The 21,547-nt window shown below is 60.0% G+C and carries 18 protein-coding genes; 9 read left to right on the forward strand and 9 right to left on the reverse strand.

What is annotated here, in order from left to right:
• The first annotated feature begins 4 nt into the window (after positions 1-4).
• Positions 5-823: a posphoenolpyruvate synthetase regulatory kinase/phosphorylase PpsR gene (gene ppsR / locus AC1DWG_RS07415; protein ID WP_477752599.1), complete on the forward strand. Its 819-nt coding sequence runs from the start codon at positions 5-7 to the stop codon at positions 821-823.
• A 132-nt stretch (positions 824-955) separates the two neighbouring features.
• Here the strand turns inward: ppsR and prpD are convergent, their stop codons facing one another.
• From prpD to AC1DWG_RS07445, 6 genes are all read right to left on the reverse strand, one after another.
• Positions 956-2,440 carry a 2-methylcitrate dehydratase gene (gene prpD / locus AC1DWG_RS07420; RefSeq protein WP_477752598.1) on the reverse strand — a complete coding sequence of 495 codons (1,485 nt, stop codon included), beginning with the start codon at positions 2,438-2,440 and terminating at the stop codon, positions 956-958.
• 69 nt (positions 2,441-2,509) lie between these two features.
• On the reverse strand, positions 2,510-3,700 hold the full coding sequence (prpF, locus tag AC1DWG_RS07425) for a 2-methylaconitate cis-trans isomerase PrpF (protein WP_477762394.1): 1,191 nt from the start codon (positions 3,698-3,700) through the stop codon (positions 2,510-2,512).
• A 66-nt stretch (positions 3,701-3,766) separates the two neighbouring features.
• Positions 3,767-6,361 (reverse strand): Fe/S-dependent 2-methylisocitrate dehydratase AcnD, encoded by a 2,595-nt coding sequence (gene acnD / locus AC1DWG_RS07430; protein WP_477787569.1) that lies wholly within the window; start codon positions 6,359-6,361, stop codon positions 3,767-3,769.
• Positions 6,362-6,561: 200 nt separating this feature from the next.
• Positions 6,562-7,689: a bifunctional 2-methylcitrate synthase/citrate synthase gene (gene prpC / locus AC1DWG_RS07435; protein WP_477787570.1), complete on the reverse strand. Its 1,128-nt coding sequence runs from the start codon at positions 7,687-7,689 to the stop codon at positions 6,562-6,564.
• 44 nt (positions 7,690-7,733) lie between these two features.
• Positions 7,734-8,624, reverse strand: a complete 891-nt coding sequence (gene prpB / locus AC1DWG_RS07440; RefSeq protein ID WP_108218923.1) for a methylisocitrate lyase — start codon at positions 8,622-8,624, stop codon at positions 7,734-7,736.
• Entirely contained in the window at positions 8,621-9,340 is a 720-nt protein-coding gene (locus AC1DWG_RS07445) for a GntR family transcriptional regulator (protein ID WP_218431358.1), read from the reverse strand. The genes prpB and AC1DWG_RS07445 overlap by 4 nt, the downstream gene beginning before the upstream one ends.
• 297 nt (positions 9,341-9,637) lie before the next feature.
• On the opposite strand from AC1DWG_RS07445, the gene rloA reads away from it, so the two are divergent.
• The 4 genes from rloA to pabB all read left to right on the forward strand — a co-directional run bounded on the left by rloA (position 9,638) and on the right by pabB (position 14,191).
• Positions 9,638-10,174, forward strand: coding sequence for a retropepsin-like aspartic peptidase RloA (gene rloA, locus AC1DWG_RS07450; RefSeq protein ID WP_217837642.1), 537 nt, complete (start codon positions 9,638-9,640; stop codon positions 10,172-10,174).
• 5 nt (positions 10,175-10,179) lie between these two features.
• Entirely contained in the window at positions 10,180-11,715 is a 1,536-nt protein-coding gene (rloB, locus tag AC1DWG_RS07455; protein ID WP_477762397.1) for an osmotic stress tolerance membrane protein RloB, read from the forward strand.
• Positions 11,715-12,701 carry an alpha-L-glutamate ligase-like protein gene (locus AC1DWG_RS07460; protein ID WP_477752592.1) on the forward strand — a complete coding sequence of 329 codons (987 nt, stop codon included), beginning with the start codon at positions 11,715-11,717 and terminating at the stop codon, positions 12,699-12,701. Before rloB ends, AC1DWG_RS07460 begins: the two co-directional genes overlap by 1 nt.
• 146 nt (positions 12,702-12,847) lie before the next feature.
• On the forward strand, positions 12,848-14,191 hold the full coding sequence (pabB, locus tag AC1DWG_RS07465) for an aminodeoxychorismate synthase component I (RefSeq protein ID WP_477762398.1): 1,344 nt from the start codon (positions 12,848-12,850) through the stop codon (positions 14,189-14,191).
• A 113-nt stretch (positions 14,192-14,304) separates the two neighbouring features.
• Here pabB and thrH read toward each other — a convergent pair whose 3' ends face one another.
• On the reverse strand, positions 14,305-14,922 hold the full coding sequence (thrH, locus tag AC1DWG_RS07470) for a bifunctional phosphoserine phosphatase/homoserine phosphotransferase ThrH (protein WP_108218929.1): 618 nt from the start codon (positions 14,920-14,922) through the stop codon (positions 14,305-14,307).
• A 173-nt stretch (positions 14,923-15,095) separates the two neighbouring features.
• On the opposite strand from thrH, the gene AC1DWG_RS07475 reads away from it, so the two are divergent.
• The 3 genes from AC1DWG_RS07475 (at position 15,096) to AC1DWG_RS07485 (ending at position 18,705) form a co-directional block, all read left to right on the forward strand.
• Positions 15,096-15,830 carry a phosphoadenylyl-sulfate reductase gene (locus tag AC1DWG_RS07475; protein WP_477752589.1) on the forward strand — a complete coding sequence of 245 codons (735 nt, stop codon included), beginning with the start codon at positions 15,096-15,098 and terminating at the stop codon, positions 15,828-15,830.
• Positions 15,831-16,378: 548 nt separating this feature from the next.
• Complete coding sequence (locus AC1DWG_RS07480) at positions 16,379-17,920, forward strand: NCS1 family nucleobase:cation symporter-1 (protein WP_477762399.1); 1,542 nt, start codon at positions 16,379-16,381, stop codon at positions 17,918-17,920.
• A gap of 56 nt (positions 17,921-17,976) precedes the next feature.
• Entirely contained in the window at positions 17,977-18,705 is a 729-nt protein-coding gene (locus AC1DWG_RS07485; protein ID WP_007988885.1) for an aspartate/glutamate racemase family protein, read from the forward strand.
• Positions 18,706-18,821: 116 nt separating this feature from the next.
• On the opposite strand, the gene AC1DWG_RS07490 is transcribed toward AC1DWG_RS07485, so the two are convergent.
• Positions 18,822-19,745 carry a LysR family transcriptional regulator gene (locus AC1DWG_RS07490; protein ID WP_477762400.1) on the reverse strand — a complete coding sequence of 308 codons (924 nt, stop codon included), beginning with the start codon at positions 19,743-19,745 and terminating at the stop codon, positions 18,822-18,824.
• Positions 19,746-19,869: 124 nt separating this feature from the next.
• Between AC1DWG_RS07490 and AC1DWG_RS07495 the strand changes: the two genes are divergently transcribed.
• A complete protein-coding gene (locus AC1DWG_RS07495; protein ID WP_477752585.1) occupies positions 19,870-20,616 on the forward strand; it encodes a 3-oxoacyl-ACP reductase family protein in 747 nt (248 codons plus the stop codon).
• Positions 20,617-20,667: 51 nt separating this feature from the next.
• Here the strand turns inward: AC1DWG_RS07495 and AC1DWG_RS07500 are convergent, their stop codons facing one another.
• The gene (locus tag AC1DWG_RS07500; protein ID WP_477787571.1) at positions 20,668-21,363 is read right to left on the reverse strand and encodes an HAD-IA family hydrolase; all 696 of its coding nucleotides are present in this window, start codon (positions 21,361-21,363) and stop codon (positions 20,668-20,670) included.
• Positions 21,364-21,547 lie beyond the last annotated feature (184 nt).

The following is a 21,547-nucleotide window of genomic DNA, read 5'->3' on the forward strand; positions in this document are numbered from 1 at the left end:
GCAAATGAAACGATCTGCTTTCTTTATCTCCGATGGTACCGGCATTACCGCCGAAGCCCTCGGCCAAAGCCTTCTGGCGCAGTTCGAAAACATTACCTTCAGCAAAGTCACGCGTCCGTACATCGACAACGTGGACAAAGCGCGGGCCATGGTACAACAAATCAACAAAGCCGCCGAAACAGACGGCTTCCGTCCGATTATCTTCGACACCATCGTCAATCAGGACATTCGTGAGATTCTCGCAACCTCGAATGGTTTCATGATCGACATTTTCTCGACGTTCCTGGCACCGCTTGAACAGGAACTGACCGAGCATTCTTCCTACACCGTGGGCAAATCCCATTCCATCGGCTCGAACACCAATTATATGGAACGCATCGAGGCGGTGAACTTCGCCCTCGACAACGACGACGGCGCCCGCACGCACTATTACGACAAGGCCGACCTGATACTAGTGGGCGTGTCGCGATGTGGTAAGACGCCGACGTGCCTGTACATGGCCATGCAATTCGGTATCCGCGCAGCCAACTACCCGCTGACCGAAGACGACATGGAACGCCTGCAACTGCCAAACGCCCTGCGCGCCCACCAGCACAAGCTGTTCGGCCTGACCATCGACCCAGACCGCCTCACCGCGATCCGCAACGAGCGCAAGCCCAACAGCCGCTATTCGAGCTACGCCCAGTGCGAGTTCGAAGTGCGCGAGGTCGAGAACCTGTTCCGCCGCGCAAACATCCCGCACATCAACTCCACGCATTTTTCGGTGGAAGAAATATCTGCGAAAATTCTGGTGGAGAAAGGTGTGGAGCGGCGGTTCAAGTAAACCTTTATTGCCTGTTCCGGCCTCATCGCGAGCAGGCTCACTCCTACAGGGGATCTGCGGTGAACACAAATCAACTGTAGGAGCGAGCCGGCTCCGGGCGGCGTTCCGACGATTGAACGATAACGCGGTCTTTCAGGTAACAAACAAATCCACGAACCGGTTCACCGCTGTCGCCTCAAGTTTCTGCTGATCCTTGCACAGCGCAAAAATCTCTTCGCTGCGCTGAGCGGTGAATCGTGTCAGCAAGTTCGCCCTGAATTTCTCCTCCAGCAACGGGATACCTTCAACCCGGCGCCGACGATGCCCGATCGGGTATTCCACCACCACATTCTCAGTGTTCGAACCATCCTTGAAGAACACCTGCACCGCATTGGCAATCGAGCGTTTATCCGCCTCCAGGTATTCACGGGTGTAACGCGGCTCTTCGACGATGACCATTTTCTCGCGAAGCACATCGATGATTGGATGCGCCTTGTGGAAATCGTCCTCGTAGTGCTCCGCCACCAGATTGCCGAAGGCCAGCGGCACGGCGGTCATGTACTGGATGCAGTGATCGCGGTCGGCGGCGTTTGCCAATGGACCGACTTTGGAAATGATGCGAATCGCCGATTCATGGGTGGTGATGACGATCCTGTCGATTTCGTGCAGGCGATTACGCACTTGCGGATGCAAGGTCACCGCCGCTTCGCAGGCCGTTTGCGCATGGAACTCGGCGGGAAAACTGATCTTGAACAGCACGTGTTCCATTACATAACTGCCGTACGGCCGCGAGAAACTGAACCCGCGCCTGTCTTCTGGCTTGAGTGCCAGATCGCTATTGGTGTGGCTGAACAGTACGTCGTAAAAACCCCACTGCTTGGCACTCAATACGCCGGGGATGCCCATCTCGCCGCGCATCGCAATGTCCGCCAGGCGCACGCCACGACTGGACGCATCGCCCGCAGCCCAGGACTTGCGCGAGCCGGCATTCGGCGCATGCCGGTACGTGCGCAAGGCCTGACCGTCGGCAAAGGCGTGGGACAACGCCGACAACAACTGTTCGCGATTGGCGCCCATCAGCTTGGCCGCAACCGCGGTCGAGGCGACTTTCACCAGAATCACGTGATCGAGGCCGACGCGGTTGAACGAATTCTCAAGGGCGATCACCCCTTGAATCTCGTGGGCCATGATCATCGATTCAAGCACCGTGCGAACGGTCAGCGGCGCCTCGCCATTGGCCAGGCGCTTTTGCGACAGGTGGTCGGCCACCGCGAGAATACCGCCGAGGTTATCCGACGGATGTCCCCACTCGGCGGCGAGCCAGGTGTCGTTGTAGTCGAGCCAGCGCACGATGCAGCCGATGTCCCACGCCGCCTTCACCGGATCGAGCCGGTAACTGGTGCCCGGCACGCGGGCGCCGAACGGCACGACGGTGCCTTCGACCACAGGCCCCAGGTGCTTGGTGCACTCCGGGAAACGCAGGGCCAGCAAGCCGCACCCCAAGGTATCGATCAGGCAGTTACGCGCGGTATCCAGCGCCTCTTCAGACTCGATCTTGAAGTTGAGAATGTAATCGGCAATGTCCTGCAGGACCTTGTCGTAGTCCGGACGGTTGTTCAGGTCGACGTTGGCACTCATGTTCGATTCACTCTATGAAGTGGGTCGTTGATGGGACCTCGGTTCAGGGCAGCTCCTACGGGGTTTGTGTCAGAACGAGTCGCCTGGCACGCGAACGAAACCTTCCATCAACACCCGCGCACTGCGGCTCATGATTGCCTTGTTCACGGTCCATTCGCCATTGACCTGACTGGCCTCGGCGCCGACACGCAGGGTGCCGGACGGATGGCCGAAGCGCACCGCATTGCGTTCGATACCGCCTGCAGCGAGGTTCACCAAAGTGCCGGAAATCGCTGCAGCCGTACCGATCGCCACTGCCGCCGTGCCCATCATCGCGTGGTGCAACTTGCCCATGGACAATGCACGCACCAGCAGGTCGACATCCCCCGCCGCTATCGCCTTGCCGCTTGATGCCACGTAGTCCGCAGGCTTGGCCACGAAGGCCACCTTCGGCGTGTGCTGCCGCTTGGCCGCTTCGTCGATGTTCGAAATCAGACCCATGCGTAGCGCGCCGTAGGCACGGATGGTTTCGAACATCAGCAAGGCTTTCGGATCGCCATTGATCGCGCCCTGCAACTCGGTGCCTTTGTAGCCGATGTCTTCGGCATTGATAAAAATTGTCGGGATGCCGGCGTTGATCATGGTCGCCTTGAAGGTACCGACACCGGGTACTTCCAGGTCATCCACGAGGTTGCCGGTAGGGAACATCGAACCGCCGCCACCCTCTTCGTCCGCCGCAGGATCGAGGAACTCGATCTGCACTTCGGCTGCCGGGAAGGTCACGCCGTCGAGCTCGAAATCACCGGTTTCCTGCACTTCACCATTGGTGATCGGTACGTGGGCGATGATGGTCTTGCCGATGTTGGCCTGCCACACGCGAACCACCACCACGCCGTTGTGCGGGATGCGGCTGGCGTCCACCAGGCCATTGCTGACGGCAAACGAACCGACCGCCGCCGACAGGTTGCCGCAGTTGCCGCTCCAGTCCACGAACGGCTTGTCGATCGACACCTGACCGAACAGGTAGTCGACATCGTGATCGGCTTTGATGCTTTTCGACAGGATCACGGTTTTGCTGGTGCTGGAAGTCGCGCCGCCCATACCGTCGATTTGCTTGTCGTACGGGTCGGGGCTGCCGATTATGCGCAGCAGCAAAGCGTCGCGGGCCGGGCCTGGGACCTGTGCCGCTTCAGGCAAATCCTTCAGGCTGAAAAACACGCCTTTGCTGGTGCCGCCGCGCATGTAGGTGGCGGGAATTTTGATCTGCGGTGCATGAGCCATGGTGCTCGTTACTCCTAATCTGAAAGCAGACACGGGACTTGAAGTCCCGTGTCGGTACAGCCTGTTTTAGACGGCGACCGCCGATTCTTCGAGGAAGTCCTGGGCGAAGCGTTGCAACACACCGCCAGCCTCGTAGATCGACACTTCTTCGGCGGTATCGAGGCGGCAGGTCACCGGCACATCGACGCGTTCGCCGTTCTTGCGATGGATCACCAGCGTCAGCTCGGCACGTGGCGTGCGCTCGCCAATCACGTCGTAGGTTTCGCTGCCGTCGATGCCCAGGGTATGACGGTTGGTGCCCGCTTTGAATTCCAGCGGCAACACGCCCATGCCCACCAGGTTGGTGCGGTGAATGCGTTCGAAACCTTCGGCGGCAATCGCTTCCACACCCGCCAGGCGCACGCCCTTGGCCGCCCAGTCGCGGGACGAACCCTGGCCGTAGTCTTGACCTGCGATGATGATCAGCGGCTGCTTGCGATCCATGTAGGTTTCGATGGCTTCCCACATGCGCATCACTTTGCCTTCCGGCTCGACACGGGCCAGCGAACCCTGCTTGACCTTGCCGTTTTCCTGAACCATTTCGTTGAACAGTTTCGGGTTGGCGAAGGTTGCGCGCTGCGCAGTCAGGTGGTCACCACGGTGAGTCGCGTAAGAGTTGAAGTCCTCTTCCGGCAGGCCCATTTTCGCCAGGTATTCGCCGGCGGCGCTGTCGAGCATGATGGCGTTGGACGGCGAAAGGTGATCGGTGGTGATGTTGTCCGGCAGCACCGCCAGCGGACGCATGCCCTTGAGCGGACGTGCCCCGGCCAATGCACCTTCCCAGTACGGCGGACGGCGAATGTAGGTGCTCATCTCGCGCCAGTCGTACAGCGGCGCGACTTTCGGACCGGTGTCTTCGTGGATGGCGAACATCGGGATGTAGACCTGACGGAACTGCTCAGGTTTCACCGAGGCCTTCACCACCGAGTCGATTTCTTCGTCGCTCGGCCAGATGTCTTTCAGGCGGATTTCCTTGCCATCCACCACGCCCAGCACATCTTTTTCGATGTCGAAACGGATGGTACCGGCGATGGCGTAAGCAACGACCAATGGCGGCGACGCGAGGAACGCCTGCTTGGCGTACGGGTGAATCCGGCCGTCAAAGTTGCGGTTACCGGACAACACGGCAGTGGCGTACAGGTCGCGGTCGATGATCTCTTGCTGGATCACCGGATCCAGCGCGCCGGACATGCCGTTGCAGGTGGTGCAGGCGAAGGCCACGACGCCGAATCCGAGCTGCTCCAGCTCATCGGTCAAACCGGCTTCGTCGAGGTACAGCGCGACGGTTTTCGAACCCGGTGCCAAGGACGATTTGACCCACGGCTTGCGGGTCAGGCCGAGCTTGTTGGCGTTGCGCGCCAGCAGGCCGGCGGCGATCACGTTGCGCGGGTTGCTGGTGTTGGTGCAACTGGTGATGGCGGCAATGATCACCGCGCCATCCGGCATCTGGCCAGGTACGTCTTCCCACTGACCGGCGATGCCTTTGGCTGCCAGATCCGAAACCGCGACACGGGCGTGCGGGTTGCTCGGGCCAGCCATGTTGCGCACAACCGAAGACAGGTCGAACGTCAGGCCGCGCTCGTACTGCGCGCCTTTCAGGCTGTCAGCCCACAGGCCGGTCTGCTTGGCGTAGTTCTCGACCAACTGCACCTGCTCGTCTTCACGGCCCGTGAGCTTTAGGTAGTCGATGGTCTGCTGGTCGATGTAGAACATCGCCGCGGTGGCGCCGTATTCCGGGGCCATGTTGGAGATGGTCGCGCGGTCGCCGAGGGTCAGCTTTGACGCGCCTTCGCCGAAGAACTCCAGCCACGCACCGACCACTTTTTGCTGGCGCAGGAACTCGGTCAACGCCAGCACCATGTCGGTGGCGGTGATGCCCGGTTGCAGCTTGCCGGTCAGTTCGACGCCGACGCTTTCCGGCAGGCGCATCCAGGAGGCGCGGCCGAGCATCACGCTCTCTGCTTCCAGGCCGCCAACGCCGATGGCGATCACACCCAGCGCATCGACGTGCGGGGTGTGGCTGTCGGTGCCGACACAGGTGTCGGGGAAGGCCACACCGTCGCGCACCTGGATCACCGGGGACATTTTCTCCAGGTTGATCTGGTGCATGATGCCGTTGCCCGGCGGGATCACGTCGACGTTCTTGAACGCCTTTTTGGTCCAGTTGATGAAGTGGAAACGGTCTTCGTTGCGACGGTCTTCGATGGCGCGGTTCTTCTCGAACGCCTGCGGATCGAAGCCACCACGCTCGACGGCCAGGGAGTGGTCGACGATCAGTTGCGTCGGCACCACCGGGTTGACTTGCGCAGGGTCGCCGCCTTGCAGGGCGATGGCATCACGCAGGCCGGCGAGGTCGACCAAAGCGGTCTGGCCGAGGATGTCGTGGCACACCACGCGGGCCGGGAACCACGGGAAGTCGAGATCGCGCTTGCGTTCGATGAATTGCTTCAGGGATTCGGTGAGCGTGGCCGGGTCGCAGCGACGCACAAGGTTTTCCGCCAGCACACGGGAGGTGTACGGCAGGGTGTCGTAGGCGCCAGGCTGGATCGCCTCGACCGCTGCGCGGACATCGAAGTAATCCAGTTTGCTGCCGGGCAGCGGTTTACGGAATTGAGTGTTCATCGTCAGGACTCGGTCACGGTAGTTACAAAAGGTGGGCCTGGCACCGGTACTCAAGTGGTACCGAACCTCTGTAGGAGCTGGCTTGCCAGCGAATGCGGTGGATCAGTCAACGAACATGTTGAATGACAGATCGTCTTCGCTGGCAAGCCAGCTCCTACAGGGTTACCGGTTCATTCAATACCGGTGCCTGCTCTCACCATTCAGCGTTGTTCGATTGGTACGAACTTGCGCTGTTCAACGCCGGTGTACTCGGCGCTTGGACGGATGATGCGGTTGTTGGCACGTTGTTCGTACACGTGGGCAGCCCAGCCGGTCAGGCGCGAGCAGACGAAGATCGGTGTGAACAACTTGGTCGGAATGCCCATGAAGTGGTACGCCGAGGCATGGTAGAAGTCGGCGTTCGGGAACAGTTTCTTCTGCTCCCACATGGTCTTGTCGATGGCTTCGGAAACCGGGAACAACACTTTGTCATCCACTTCGTCAGCGAGTTTTTTCGACCAGCCCTTGATCACCTCGTTGCGCGGATCGTTGTCCTTATAGATCGCGTGGCCGAAGCCCATGATCTTGTCCTTGCGCTCGAGCATGCCAAGGGTGCCCTTGATCGCGTCTTCCGGCGACGAGAAGCGCTCGATCATTTCCATCGCCGCTTCGTTGGCGCCACCGTGCAGCGGGCCGCGCAGCGAGCCGATGGCCGCGGTGATGCACGAATACAGGTCGGACAGGGTCGACGCGCAAACACGTGCGGTGAAGGTCGAGGCGTTGAACTCGTGCTCCGCGTAAAGGATCAGCGAAACGTTCATCACCTTGACGTGCAGCTCGCTCGGCTTCTTGCCGTGCAGCAGGTGCAGGAAGTGGCCGCCGATGGACTGTTCGTCGCTCACGCAATCGATGCGCTTGCCTTCGTGGCTGAAGCGATACCAGTAGGTCATGATCGCCGGGAACGCGGCCAGCAGGCGGTCGGTCTTGTCGTGCTGCTCGGAGAAGTTGTTCTCCGGCTCCAGGTTGCCCAGGAACGAGCAGCCAGTGCGCATCACGTCCATCGGGTGGGCGTCGGCGGGGATGCGTTCCAGCACTTCTTTCAGCGCTTGCGGCAAGTCACGCAGCTTGCTCAGCTTGGTGATGTAGGTTGCAAGTTGCGCTTTGCTCGGCAGTTCGCCGTACAGCAGCAGATAGGCAACTTCTTCGAACTGTGCGTCAGCCGCCAGTTCACGTACGTCATAACCACGATAGGTCAGACCGGCACCCGACTGGCCCACGGTGGACAGTGCGGTTTGCCCGGCTACCTGGCCACGGAGCCCGGCGCCACTGAGTACTTTTGCTTCGGCCATTGCTGTCTCCAATTTTTCTTGAATTTGTCAGGGAGTTCTTCGACTTACTTTTTCGCGGCGAACAACGCATCGAGCTTCTGCTCGAAGGTGTGGTAGTCGATGCGATCGTAAAGCTCCATGCGGGTCTGCATGGTGTCGATGACGTTTTGTTGAGTGCCGTCGCGACGGATCGCGGTGTAGACGTTTTCTGCAGCCTTGTTCATGGCGCGGAACGCCGACAGCGGGTACAGCACCAGCGATACGTCGGCAGCGGCCAGTTGCTCGGTGGTGTACAGCGGCGTCGCGCCGAATTCGGTGATGTTGGCCAGGATCGGCGCTTTCACGCGGTTGGCGAACAGCTTGTACATGTCCAGCTCGGTGATGGCTTCCGGGAACACCATGTCGGCGCCGGCCTCGATGCACGCAGCAGCGCGATCCAGGGCAGACTCCAGACCTTCCACCGCCAGGGCGTCGGTACGGGCCATGATCACGAAGCTGTCATCGGTACGCGCATCGACGGCGGCCTTGATGCGGTCGACCATTTCCTGTTGGGTCACAATCTCTTTATTCGGACGGTGACCACAGCGCTTGGCGCCAACCTGGTCTTCGATGTGAATCGCCGCCGCGCCGAACTTGATCATCGACTTGACGGTGCGAGCGACGTTGAACGCCGAGGAACCGAAACCGGTGTCCACATCCACCAGCAATGGCAGGTCGCAAACATCGGTGATACGGCGCACGTCGGTCAGCACGTCATCCAGACCGGTGATGCCCAGGTCAGGCACGCCGAGGGAGCCGGCAGCCACCCCGCCACCCGACAGGTAGATCGCCTTGAAACCGGCGCGTTTGGCCAGCAGCGCGTGGTTGGCGTTGATCGCGCCGACCACTTGCAATGGATGCTCGCTGGCGACCGCATCGCGGAAACGCTGGCCTGGAGTGCTCTTGTTCAAACTCATGACTCACCTCGTTTGGCTGTCGGGTTAGCGCCGTCCTGGTAATGACGGGCGATGTTGCGTTTGGAGGCGCCGATGTGACGGCGCATCAACAACTCGGCCAGTTCACCGTCACGGTCGGCAATGGCATCGAGAATTCGGTGGTGCTCGGCAAACGCCTGGTGCGGGCGATTGGGCGTGGTGGAAAACTGGATGCGGTACATGCGCACCAGTTGATACAGCTCGCCGCAGAGCATTTGGGTCAGCGTGCGGTTGCCGCTGCCCTGGATGATTCGGTAGTGGAAGTCGAAATCGCCTTCCTGCTGGTAGTAGCCTCTCCCTGCCTGAAACGCCTCATCGCGCTCGTGGGTTTCCAGGACCCGACGCAGTTCGTCGATTTCCTCGAGGCTCATGCGCTCGGCGGCCAGGCGACAGGCCATGCCTTCCAGGGATTCGCGGATTTCGTATAGCTCAATCAGTTCGGCGTGGTTGAGCGACACCACCCGGGCGCCGACATGCGGCACGCGAACCAGCAGGCGCTGGCCTTCCAGACGGTGGATGGCCTCGCGCAACGGGCCACGGCTGATGCCGTAGGTGCGCGCCAACTCCGGCTCGGAGATTTTGCTGCCCGGCGCAATCTCGCCTTTGACGATAGCCGCCTGAATGCGTCGGAAGACGTTCTCGGACAGGGTCTCCGTATCGTCTTGCGTTGAAACGGGGGGATCGAGTTGATCCAGCATATTGTCGACACCTTGTGAGCCAATGCCGCAAAAACTAACGAATACAGGCGACACAGTCAAAGGTTAAATCGATATTGTCGACAATCTTCTGATAACCGGCTGCACCATAACGAAGCAATCCCTCTGTTTATAGCCACCGGCCAGCGCTGGCGCCATCAAACTACCGTGCTAGAATGCCGCCCGCATTTGTTTGTCACATCTGCACTGCCTGTCATAAAAACCTGACAGGCATACGAGGGAGCTTGCGCAGCGATGCCAGGGCCTTGAATCAAGTCGGACCGCTGCGCACCAGGATTTATGAGACTCAAGCCCTTCCCTGCCTTCCTTTATTTCCTTTGTCTGCCTGGTTTCGCAATGGCCGGGGAAAAGACCGTGTATGGCCTTAATGAGTACGCATCGCTCAATGGCATTGACCTGGAAGTGGCGGCCAAACTCGACACCGGGGCAAAAACCGCTTCCCTGAGCGCGCGGGATATCAAACGTTTCAAACGCAACGGCGAGTCATGGGTGCGCTTTTACCTGGCCATCGACGCCGCCCATTCGCACCCGATCGAACGCCCGCTGGCCCGTGTCAGCAAGATCAAGCGCCGGGCCGGCGACTACGACCCCGAAGAGGGCAAGAAGTACACCGCCCGCCCGGTGATCGAACTGGACATCTGCATGGGCTCGGCCCTGCGTAGCATCGAAGTGAACCTGACCGACCGCAGCGCTTTCCAATATCCGCTACTGATTGGCTCCGAAGCCCTCAAACGCTTCGATGCACTGGTTGACCCCAGCCTTAAATATGCTGCCGGCAAACCTGCCTGCACCACCGACGCTCATACCGCCGAGTAATTTCAATGCGCTCTCTTACCCTTCATCTGAAACTGCTGATCGCCATCCTGGTGGCGCTGGGCATTTCAGTTACGGCCTATCAGATCTTCGTGCTGGGCATCCCGGTGACCGAAGACGCCACCGACGACCTGTGGAACATCGACGCCAAGGTCGAGTTCGTCGCCAGTGCCAAGGATCCGGTCAAGATCCAGATGTTCGTGCCACCGCTGAGCCGCGACTTCGTCAGCCTCAACGAGAGCTTCATCTCCAATAACTACGGCGTGGCCGTGAACCGGGTCGACGGCAACCGCAAGGTCACCTGGTCGGCGCGCCGGGCCAAAGGCAATCAGACGCTGTATTACCGCCTGGTGCTGACCAAGCGTTATTCCGGTGAGAAAGCCAAGATCAAAGGCCCGACCTTTCGCGACAGCATGACCATCGAAGGCCCGGAAAAAATCGCCGCCGAAGCCCTGCTTGCTCCGATTCGCCAGCATTCGGCCGACGTCGAAACCTTCGTCGGCGAAGCCATCAAGCGGGTCAACAACCTCAACGACGACAACGTGAAGCTGTTACTGGCCGGTGATCCGTCCACCGCGCACAAGGCGAAAATCGTCGAGTTGCTGCTGTCCGTCGCCCACGTGCCGATCGAGAAGGTCCACACCATCCGCCTGGTGGCCGATCAGCCGCAAATCCCGGAACTGTGGCTGCGCAGTTTCAACGGCACCGACTGGCTGTACTTCAACCCGGAAACCGGTGAACAGGGCCTGCCGACCGACCGCCTGCTGTGGTGGACCGGCGACGAAAACCTGATCACCGTCGATGGTGGCAAGAAAGCCAACGTGACCTTCAGCCTGAACAACAGCGAAATGAATGCCATTCGCCTGGCCAAGCTGACCGACGAAAACACCGACGCCAACTTCCTCGAATACTCGTTGTACGGCCTGCCGCTGCAAACCCAGCAGACCTTCATGATCATGGTGATGATCCCGATTGGCGTGCTGGTAATCCTGATCCTGCGCAACCTGGTCGGCATCCAGACCCTGGGCACCTTCACCCCGGTGCTGATCGCCCTGGCCTTCCGCGAAACCCAGCTCGGCTTCGGCATCATGCTGTTTACCATCATCACGGCGCTGGGGCTTTCGCTACGGTCCTACCTCGAACACCTGAAGCTGCAAATGCTGCCGAGGCTGTCGGTGGTGCTGACCTTTGTGGTGGTGTTGATCGCGGCCATCAGCCTGTTCAGCCATAAACTCGGCCTGGAGCGCGGCTTGTCGGTGGCGCTGTTCCCGATGGTGATCCTGACCATGACCATCGAACGCCTGTCGATCACCTGGGAAGAACGCGGCGGCGGCCATGCCATGAAAGTGGCCATCGGCACGCTGTTCGCCGCGTCCCTGGCGCACCTGATCATGACCGTGCCGGAACTGGTGTACTTCGTGTTCACCTTCCCGGCGATCCTGCTGATCCTGGTGGGCTTCATGCTGGCCATGGGGCGTTATCGCGGTTATCGCCTCACCGAACTGGTGCGTTTCAAGGCCTTCCTGAAAAAGGCTGACGCCTGATGTTCGGCTTCTGGAAGACCTGGAAGGCCCTGGAAGCCCAGGGCATCATGGGGATCAATCGGCGCAACGCAGACTACGTGCTCAAGTACAACAAGCGCAGCCTGTACCCGATCGTCGATGACAAGATCATCACCAAGGAGCGCGCCATCGCCGCTGGCATCCATGTGCCCGAGCTGTATGGCGTAATCTCCACCGAGAAGGAAATCGACAATCTCGAAGAGATCATCGGCGCACGCAGCGACTTCGTGATCAAACCGGCCCAGGGCGCTGGCGGCGACGGCATCCTGGTCATCGCCGACCGCTTTGAAGGCCGCTATCGCTCGGTGTCCGGCCGGATCATCAGCCATGAAGAAATCGAGCATCAGATTTCCAGCATCCTGACCGGCCTGTACTCCCTGGGCGGTCACCGCGACCGGGCCCTGATCGAATACCGCGTGATTCCGGACCAGATCTTCAAGAGCATCAGTTACGAAGGCGTGCCGGACATTCGCATCATTGTTTTGATGGGTTACCCGGTGATGGCCATGTTGCGCTTGCCGACCCGCCAGTCCAACGGCAAGGCCAACCTGCACCAGGGCGCCATCGGCGTCGGTGTGGATCTGGCCACCGGCCTGACCCTGCGCGGCACCTGGCTGAACAACATCATCAACAAACACCCGGACACCACCAATGCAGTGGATGGCGTGCAACTGCCCTACTGGGACGGTTTCATGAAACTCGCCGCCGGCTGTTATGAATTGTGCGGGTTGGGCTACATCGGAGTCGACATGGTCCTGGACCAGGAAAAAGGCCCGTTGATTCTTGAACTCAACGCCCGGCCTGGGCTGAATATTCAGATTGCCAATGACTGCGGGCTGACGTTGCGTACTCATGCGGTGGAAGCACGAATGGAAGACCTCAAGGCTCGTGGCGTGACCGAATCGGTCAAAGAGCGTGTGGCGTTTGTACAGGAGATGTTTGGGCACATTCCTGCGGTCGAGGGTTGATCTTTTGTGGCGAAGGAGCAAGCTCCCTCGCCACAGAATGTAATTTCAGTCGCTTCCGATGTGCCTCTTTCCGACATCCCTCTAGGACCAAATCCTACAGAGGTCTACAATCGCCACCCCGCCTCAATGGCTGATCTTCCCCGCCCATGCTGACCTGTTCCGTACACCCGCTGCCCTATCGCGCCAACCCCGCCCAATACTTCGCGGCGATTCGCCATGCCCCCGGCGCCGTGCTGCTCGACAGCGGCCGCCCCAGTGCTGACCGCGGTCGCTATGACCTGCTCAGCGCCTGGCCACTGGAACAACTGACGGTATCGCCCGACGAAAGTGGCGATGCCTTCCTGCAACGCCTGCGCGATAACCTGACACGCCTGGGCGAAGCGACTCTGCCGGTACCTTATGAGTTGCCGTTTGCCGGTGGATTGATCGGCTACCTGAGTTACGACTTCGGCCGGCATCTGGAGCGCCTGCCGAGCCAGGCACAGGACGACCTGCAACTGCCTGACGCGCGTTTCGGCCTGTACGGCTGGGCATTGGTCAGCGATCACCTTTCGCTGACCAGTCAATTGGTGTTCCACCCGACACTGCCCACCGGCGAACGCCAGCGCCTGATCGATCTGTTCAGCCAGCCTGCACCGGAAGTGGTCGCGCCCTTCAAACTGCTCACCCCGATGACTGCCGACTTGAGCGCTGACCAGTATCAACAGGCAATCGAGCGCATCCAGCAATACATTCAGGCCGGCGACTGTTATCAGGTCAACTTCGCCCAGCGTTTTCGTGCGCCCTGCCAAGGTGATCCCTGGACCGCTTACTGCGCTCTGCGCGCAGCGTGCCCGACGCCTTTTTCCGGTTTCCAGAGCTTGCCTGACGGCGATGCCGTACTCAGCCTGTCGCCGGAACGCTTCGTCAAAGTCAGCCAGCGCCATGTGGAAACCCGCCCGATCAAGGGCACTCGACCTCGGGGCCTGACGCCTGAGCAAGACGCCGCGAACGCCACCGAACTGCTGGCCAGCCCCAAGGATCGCGCGGAAAACCTGATGATCGTCGACCTGCTGCGCAATGACCTCGGCCGGACCTGCCGCACCGGTTCGGTTCGGGTACCGGAACTGTTCAGCCTGGAAAGCTATCCGAACGTGCATCACCTGGTCAGCAGTGTCACCGGTGAACTGGCGGATGACCGCGATGCCCTGAACCTGATTGCTGGCAGCTTCCCGGGGGGCTCGATTACCGGCGCGCCAAAGATTCGCGCCATGCAGATCATCGATGAGCTGGAACCGACCCGACGCGGACTGTATTGCGGTTCATTGGTCTACCTGGACGTGCGTGGCGAAATGGACAGCTCCATCGCCATCCGCAGCTTGCTGGTCAAGGACGGGCAGGTGTGTTGCTGGGGCGGCGGCGGGATTGTCGCGGATTCGGAGTGGCAGGCTGAGTATCAGGAATCGATTACCAAGGTGAAGGTGTTGCTCGAAACCTTGCAAAACCTCTGACACCCTCCGCAGTAGGAGCTGTCGAGTGAAACGAGGCTGCGATCTTTTGATCTTGTTTTTTAAGATCAAGATCAAAAGATCGCAGCCTGCGGCAGCTCCTACAGGGATCGGGTTTACAGGCTCAACGTCCGGTTCGAAGCCTTGATGAACTCCTGCTTCAGCTCTTCAAACGTGTGCACCGCCGGGAACTGCGGGAACTGCGCAATCACGTTTTCCGGCGCATGGAACAGAATCCCGGCATCGGCCTCGCCCAGCATCGTGGTGTCGTTGTAGGAATCCCCCGCTGCGATCACCCGGTAGTAGAGGCTCTTGAAGGCCAGGACCGACTGACGCTTGGGATCTTTCTGACGCAACTGGTAGCCAGTGACGCGCCCGCTGTCGTCGGTAATCAGACGATGGCAGAGCAAGGTCGGGAAGCCCAGTTGGCGCATCAGTGGCTGGGAGAACTCATAGAAGGTGTCCGACAGGATCACTACCTGGAAGCGCTCGCGCAGCCAGTCGACGAACTCGATGGCGCCATCCAGTGGCTTGAGCGTGGCGATCACTTCCTGAATGTCGGAAAGTTTCAGGCCGTGCTCGTCGAGAATCCGCAGGCGCTGCTTCATCAGCACGTCGTAGTCGGGAATGTCCCGGGTGGTGGCCCTGAGGGACTCGATCCCGGTTTTTTCGGCGAAGGCGATCCAGATTTCCGGGACCAGCACACCTTCAAGATCCAGACAGGCAATTTCCACAAGACACTCCCATTTGTATTGATTATTGAGTCGAGCGAGCATAAAGCCTGCCGAACTCTAGCGACTCGGGCCTGCCTGCGCAACGCAGAGGATGCCCCGGCCCGTGCAGCTTTTTGTTACCATCGATCCCATATAGAGCGCCCAGCGCCACCGACCTGTAGGAAGCCGCCCTGATGAGCCCAACGTTCGACGTCGTGGAACTCGCCACGACCTATGCCAACAAATCCGCCCAGGACATCCTGAAGCTCGCTTTTGCCGAGTTCGGCGATGACCTGTGGATATCTTTCAGCGGTGCCGAGGACGTGGTGCTGGTGGACATGGCCTGGAAGCTGAACAAGAACGTCAAAGTGTTCAGTCTCGACACCGGCCGCCTGCACCCCGAGACCTACCGCTTCATCGATCAGGTGCGCGAGCACTACAAGATCGACATCGAGCTGGTGTCGCCGGACCACACCAAACTCGAACCCTTCGTGAAGGAAAAAGGCCTGTTCAGCTTCTACAAGGACGGCCATGGCGAATGCTGCGGTATCCGCAAGATCGAACCGCTGCGCCGCAAGCTGTCCGGCGTGAAAGCCTGGGCCACCGGCCAGCGCCGGGACCAGAGCCCCGGCACCCGCAGCGCCGTCGCAGTGATGGAAATCGACACCGCGTTCTCCACCCCGGAACGCACCTTGTACAAGTTCAACCCGCTGGCGCAAATGACCAGTGAAGAGATCTGGGGCTACATCCGCATGCTGGAACTGCCGTACAACAGCCTGCACGAACGCGGTTTCATCAGCATCGGCTGCGAACCCTGCACCCGCCCGGTACTGCCGAACCAGCATGAGCGTGAAGGCCGCTGGTGGTGGGAAGAAGCGACGCAGAAGGAATGCGGGTTGCATGCGGGGAATATCATCAGCAAGGGGTAGGAGCGAGCTTGCTCGCGATGGTCGTCAACGAAAACGCTGTAAACCTGATTCCCCCGCGACGCTCTCGAGTTTTTCGCGAGCAAGCTCGCTCCTACAGAGTCAATGTGCCACAACACACAATGTGTACACACGAATGTCACCATAAGTGCCATTTGTGTGTGCACTTTTAGTTTCAGCGCCCCAAAAAGTTACATCTCCTTTCTCATCATCTCGCCCACATCCTCCCTCTCCAAAAATAAATACCTGTTCAATCGGTCAATTTAAATTTTCTATTTTTCAGTCAGTTATTCGTTTTCGATAACAAAACGAAATGAGCACTGTTTTTTATAGAATCGCAACTGGCACAAATCTGGCTTAAGTGCATATATGTTTTGTATACAATAAAATCAAAACATACACACACTTTAGATCCGCAAGCCTGAAGCGCCCTATCCCGTACAGGCTGCAGATGCCCCGTAACCAATGATATTCGCCACCCGCGACGAAGATTTGTCGAGCCAACGCTCATGCACAGTCATCGCGGCGTCGAGCATCAGGAGCCTGCCGGAATGCGTACTAGTCTCTCCAATAACAACATCGCGCTGGATCTACCCTCTTCCCATTCCACCCACACCGCCGACAACCAGGCGCATCACGCCCCCGTGGTGCTCAGCCCCCGACTGCACAACAAGGACCTGGCACCGACCAAGTCCGAAGGCCGGCGCTGGGGCCGCTACAGCATCTTTGCCCTATGGACCAACGACGTTCACAACATTGCCAACTACTCGTTTGCCATCGGTCTGTACGCTTTGGGTCTGGGTGGCTGGCAGATCCTGCTGTCCCTGGGTATCGGCGCGGCGCTGGTTTACTTCTTCATGAACCTGTCTGGCTACATGGGCCAGAAAACCGGGGTGCCGTTTCCGGTCATCAGCCGGATCAGTTTCGGCATTCATGGTGCGCAGATTCCTGCATTGATCCGCGCCGTGATCGCCATCGCCTGGTTCGGTATTCAGACGTACCTTGCGTCCGTGGTGTTTCGCGTGCTGTTGACGGCGGTCCATCCAGGGTTCGCCGACTACGACCACGACTCGATCCTCGGCCTGTCGACCCTGGGCTGGGTGTGTTTCGTCGCGATCTGGTTCGTGCAACTGGCGATCCTTGCTTATGGCATGGAGATGGTACGGCGCTACGAGGCGTTTGCCGGTCCGGTGATTCTGCTGACCGTCGCCGCACTCGCCGCGTGGATGTACACCCAGGCCGATGCGACGATTGCCTGGTCGATCCGCGAGCCGCTGACTGGCGGTGAGATGTGGCGCAACATCTTTGCCGGTGGCGCACTGTGGCTGGCGATCTACGGCACCTTGATCCTCAACTTCTGCGACTTCGCCCGCTCTTCGCCGTGCCGCAAGACCATCAAGGTCGGAAATTTCTGGGGCTTGCCGGTGAATATCCTGGTGTTCGCCAGCATCACGGTCCTGCTGTGCGGCGCGCAATTTCAGATCAATGGCCGGATTATCGAAAGCCCGACCGAAATCATCGCCTCGATCCCCAACACCTTCTTCCTGGTGCTCGGCTGCCTGGCGTTCCTGATCGTCACCGTGGCGGTGAACATCATGGCCAACTTCGTCGCCCCGGCGTTCGTACTCAGCAACCTGGCGCCCAAGTACCTGACCTTCCGCCGCGCCGGGCTGATCAGCGCGACCATCGCCGTGCTGATCCTGCCGTGGAACCTCTACAACAGTCCGCTGGTGATCGTGTATTTCCTGTCCGGCCTCGGTGCCCTGCTCGGCCCGTTGTACGGGGTGATCATGGTCGACTACTGGCTGGTACGCAAAGGCCAGGTCAACGTGCCGCAGTTGTACAGCGAAGACCCGAACGGCGCGTATTACTACAGCCGCGGGGTCAATTTGCGCGCCGTGGCGGCGTTCATTCCCGCTGCCCTGATCGCCATCGTCCTGGCCCTGGTGCCAGGGTTCCACAGCGTATCGCCGTTCTCCTGGCTGATTGGTGCCGGCATCGCCGGGATGCTCTACCTGATCATCGCCAAGCGCCAACCGCACTACGCCGATGTCAGCGGCGAAGCCATCGCCGTCGACAACGTCAGCCACTGATCCTGTCGCGGCCCGGCGTGGTCGGGCCGCAGAACCAACTGCAATAAGGACTTTCAATGCGCATTCTCGTGGTCAACGTCAACACCACCGAATCCATCACCCAGGCCATCGCCCGTTCGGCGCAAGCCGTCGCGTCGCCCGGCACGGAAATCGTCGGCCTCACCCCGCACTTCGGCGCCGACTCCATCGAAGGCAATTTCGAAAGCTACCTGGCGGCCATCGCGGTCATGGATCGGGTGATGTCCTACGACCAGCCATTCGACGCCGTGATCCAGGCCGGCTATGGCGAGCACGGCCGTGAAGGCTTGCAGGAACTGCTCAATGTGCCGGTGGTGGACATCACTGATGCCGCCGCCAGCACGGCGATGTTTCTCGGACACGCCTATTCCGTGGTCACCACCCTCGATCGCACCGTGCCGCTGATCGAAGATCGCCTCAAGCTCTCCGGCCTCTGGGACCGTTGCGCCTCGGTACGGGCCAGTGGTTTGGCAGTGCTGGAACTGGAACACGAACCGCAACGCGCACTGGAGGCCATCGTGCATCAGGCCGAACTGGCGGTGACCCAGGACAAGGCCGAAGTGATTTGCCTGGGCTGCGGCGGCATGGCCGGGCTGGACGAGCAGATTCGCCGGCGTACCGGGGTACCGGTGGTGGATGGCGTGACGGCGGCGGTGACCATTGCCGAATCGTTGGTGCGCCTGGGGCTGTCGACATCGAAGGTGCGGACGTATGCGACGCCGCGGCCGAAAAACATCATTGGCTGGCCGGGGCGGTTTGCCCGGTAGACCGCGTTATCGTTCTTCGCGAGCAGGCTCGCTCCTACACTGGATCTGCGGCGCTCATGGATCCCCTGTGGGAGCGAGCCTGCTCGCGAATGCAGCACCTCGGTCCTGAGCCTGACTCAAACAGCACTAAACCTCTGTCCCAACCCCCGTTCGGCAAACTGCTCAATGATGAAATCGACAAACGCCCGGGTTTTGCCGGGCAGCAGCTTGTGTTCGGCGTAATAGATGGAGGTGTAACCGTCATCGATGTACCAGTCCGGCAACACCCGCTGCAACCTGCCCGACTCCAGATAACCCGAGGCAAACGGCATGCTCACCAGCGCAATGCCCAAACCCTGCGCAGCCGTGGCGCAGGCGGCCTCGGAATCGCTCATGGTCATCCGCGCCTTGAGCGTCAACGGGCTGTGTTGCTGATTGCGATGGGTCAACTGCCAGGAGCGTACCCGTCCGGTCTGCGGCGAGCGGATAAGAATCCCGTCATGGTGCTTGAGGTCATCCGGCTCGCTGATCGCCGCATGTGTCTCCAGGTAGTCCATCGTAGCCACCAACACCCGATGCGCGGGACTCAGCCGGCGTGCCACCACGCCCTGGGGCAATTCGAAGCCACCGCCGATTGCCGCGTCGAAACCTTGCCCGATCAGATCGACCTGGCGGTTGTCGAAGTGCCAGTCCGGGTTGATCGCCGGGAATCGCCGCAGAAACTCACCGAGCATCGGCACAATGTACAGGCAGCCAAATACCGTCCCCATGCTGACTTTCAAGGTGCCGGCCGGCTGCCCTCCGGCACTGGCGAGATTGGCCACGGCATTCTGGATGGTGTGCAGGCTGCCGCTGACTTCGCCGAGAAACAACTGGCCGGCCTCCGTCAGCGTCAGGCTGCGAGTGCTGCGCTGAAACAATCTGACGCCCAGCCGCGCTTCGAGCTTGGCGACGCTCTTGCCTACCGCCGCCGGTGTCAGGCTCAGACGCCGCGCGGCCTCGGCGAAGCTGCCGACCTCAGCGCTGCGCACAAAGCATTCGATACTGCTGAAGGTTTCCATAGGCGCCACTATAAACTTTTGGTTTACACAGACTATCGCGATTATGGTCTACACAGCATGGAATCCTGAATCGATACTAGCCTCCATCAACCGGGACATCTCGCCTCGGGACTTGGAGATCGACATGACTACTCAGAACCTCAGCGGCAAAGTGGCATTGATTCAAGGTGGTTCCCGCGGCATTGGCGCAGCCATCGTCAAGCGCCTGGCTGCTGAAGGCGCAACCGTTGCCTTCACCTATGTCAGCTCCACGGCAAAAGCTGAAGAACTGCAAGACAGCATCACCGCCAAAGGCGGCAAGGCCCTGGCCATCAAGGCCGACAGCGCCGACGCCGACGCCATTCGCGGCGCCGTGTCCGCCACGGTAGACGCTTTCGGTCGCCTGGATATCCTGGTCAACAATGCCGGCGTACTGGCCGTCGCACCGCTGGCCGAGTTCAAACTCGAAGACTTCGACCAGACCCTGGCCATCAACGTGCGCAGCGTGTTCATCGCCACCCAGGCCGCCGCCAAATACATGACCGAAGGCGGACGCATCATCAACATCGGCAGCACCAACGCCGACCGCATGCCCTTCGCCGGTGGCGGCCCATACGCCATGAGCAAGTCGGCACTGGTCGGCCTGACCAAAGGCCTGGCCCGTGATCTCGGCCCGCAAGGCATCACCATCAATAACGTGCAACCGGGTCCGGTCGACACCGACATGAACCCGGCCCACGGTGACTTTGCGCAAAGCCTGATCCCGCTGATGGCCGTGGGCCGTTACGGCAAGGCCGAAGAGATCGCCAGTTTCGTCGCCTATCTTGTCAGCCCTGAAGCCGGCTACATCACAGGGGCCAGCCTGACCATCGACGGTGGCTTTGGCGCCTGACATTTGTCAGTCCTGGGGGAGCGAGCCTGCTCGCTCCCAGATTTTCAGTCGTCAGGTCCACTCAAGCACCGGTAAACCACAAGCGCCCGGCTCGAACGCCTTCAACGTACGAAGAATGCCATCGGCGTGTGCATACCTGGCGTCGGCCATTGCCGCATCCGGAATTGCAATCGCCGTCATCCCCGCTGCTTTCGCCGCCGTAACACCAAAGGGCGAATCCTCGAACACCAGGCAATCTTCGGGTGCAACGCCCAGACGCCGCGCCGCCGTCAGGAAAATATCCGGTGCCGGTTTGGCGGCACCCACCTCGGGGTCATCGGCGGTGACGATGAAGTCGAACAAGGCGAACCAGTCGCGGTGCAGGGTGGTTTTCTGGCCGAACGACTGGCTCGAAGAACTGGTGCCCACGGCAATGGGTATGTTGTTGGCCTTCAGATGCCGTACCAGCTCCTGTGCGCCAGGCATTGCCTGCGCTGTAGGAAAACGCTCGCGCATCAGCGGTTCGCGAATTATCAGGAACTCTTCGGCGGTAATCGGCAGGTCCAGCGCTTCAACCACATAGCACGCCAGATCACCTGCACCGCGGCCGATAATGTTCTGTTTGATGCTCCAGTCGAACGTCCGCCCGTAACGCGCGGCAATGATGGACGTGACTTCGGTGTAGATGCCCTCTGTATCCAGCAACAAGCCGTCCATATCGAAAATCACGGCCTTGATCGGGCCGAATGTTTTCAGTGGTGCATTCATCGCATCTGATCCGTTTTCCAGGGCATCCCGGGCGGCGCAGGTGAAGCCCGCCCACGAATGGATTAAAGGATTCAGCAGCATAGCGAGCGCTGCTGTCTCAGAGCAACGATGAAATCCCGATCCACGCCGAATGGCTCTCGTGATTTAGCGATTCGCCCTACATCAAACGCCAACTTTCCCGACT

This window comes from Pseudomonas sp. P4_B3 (assembly GCF_056402295.1).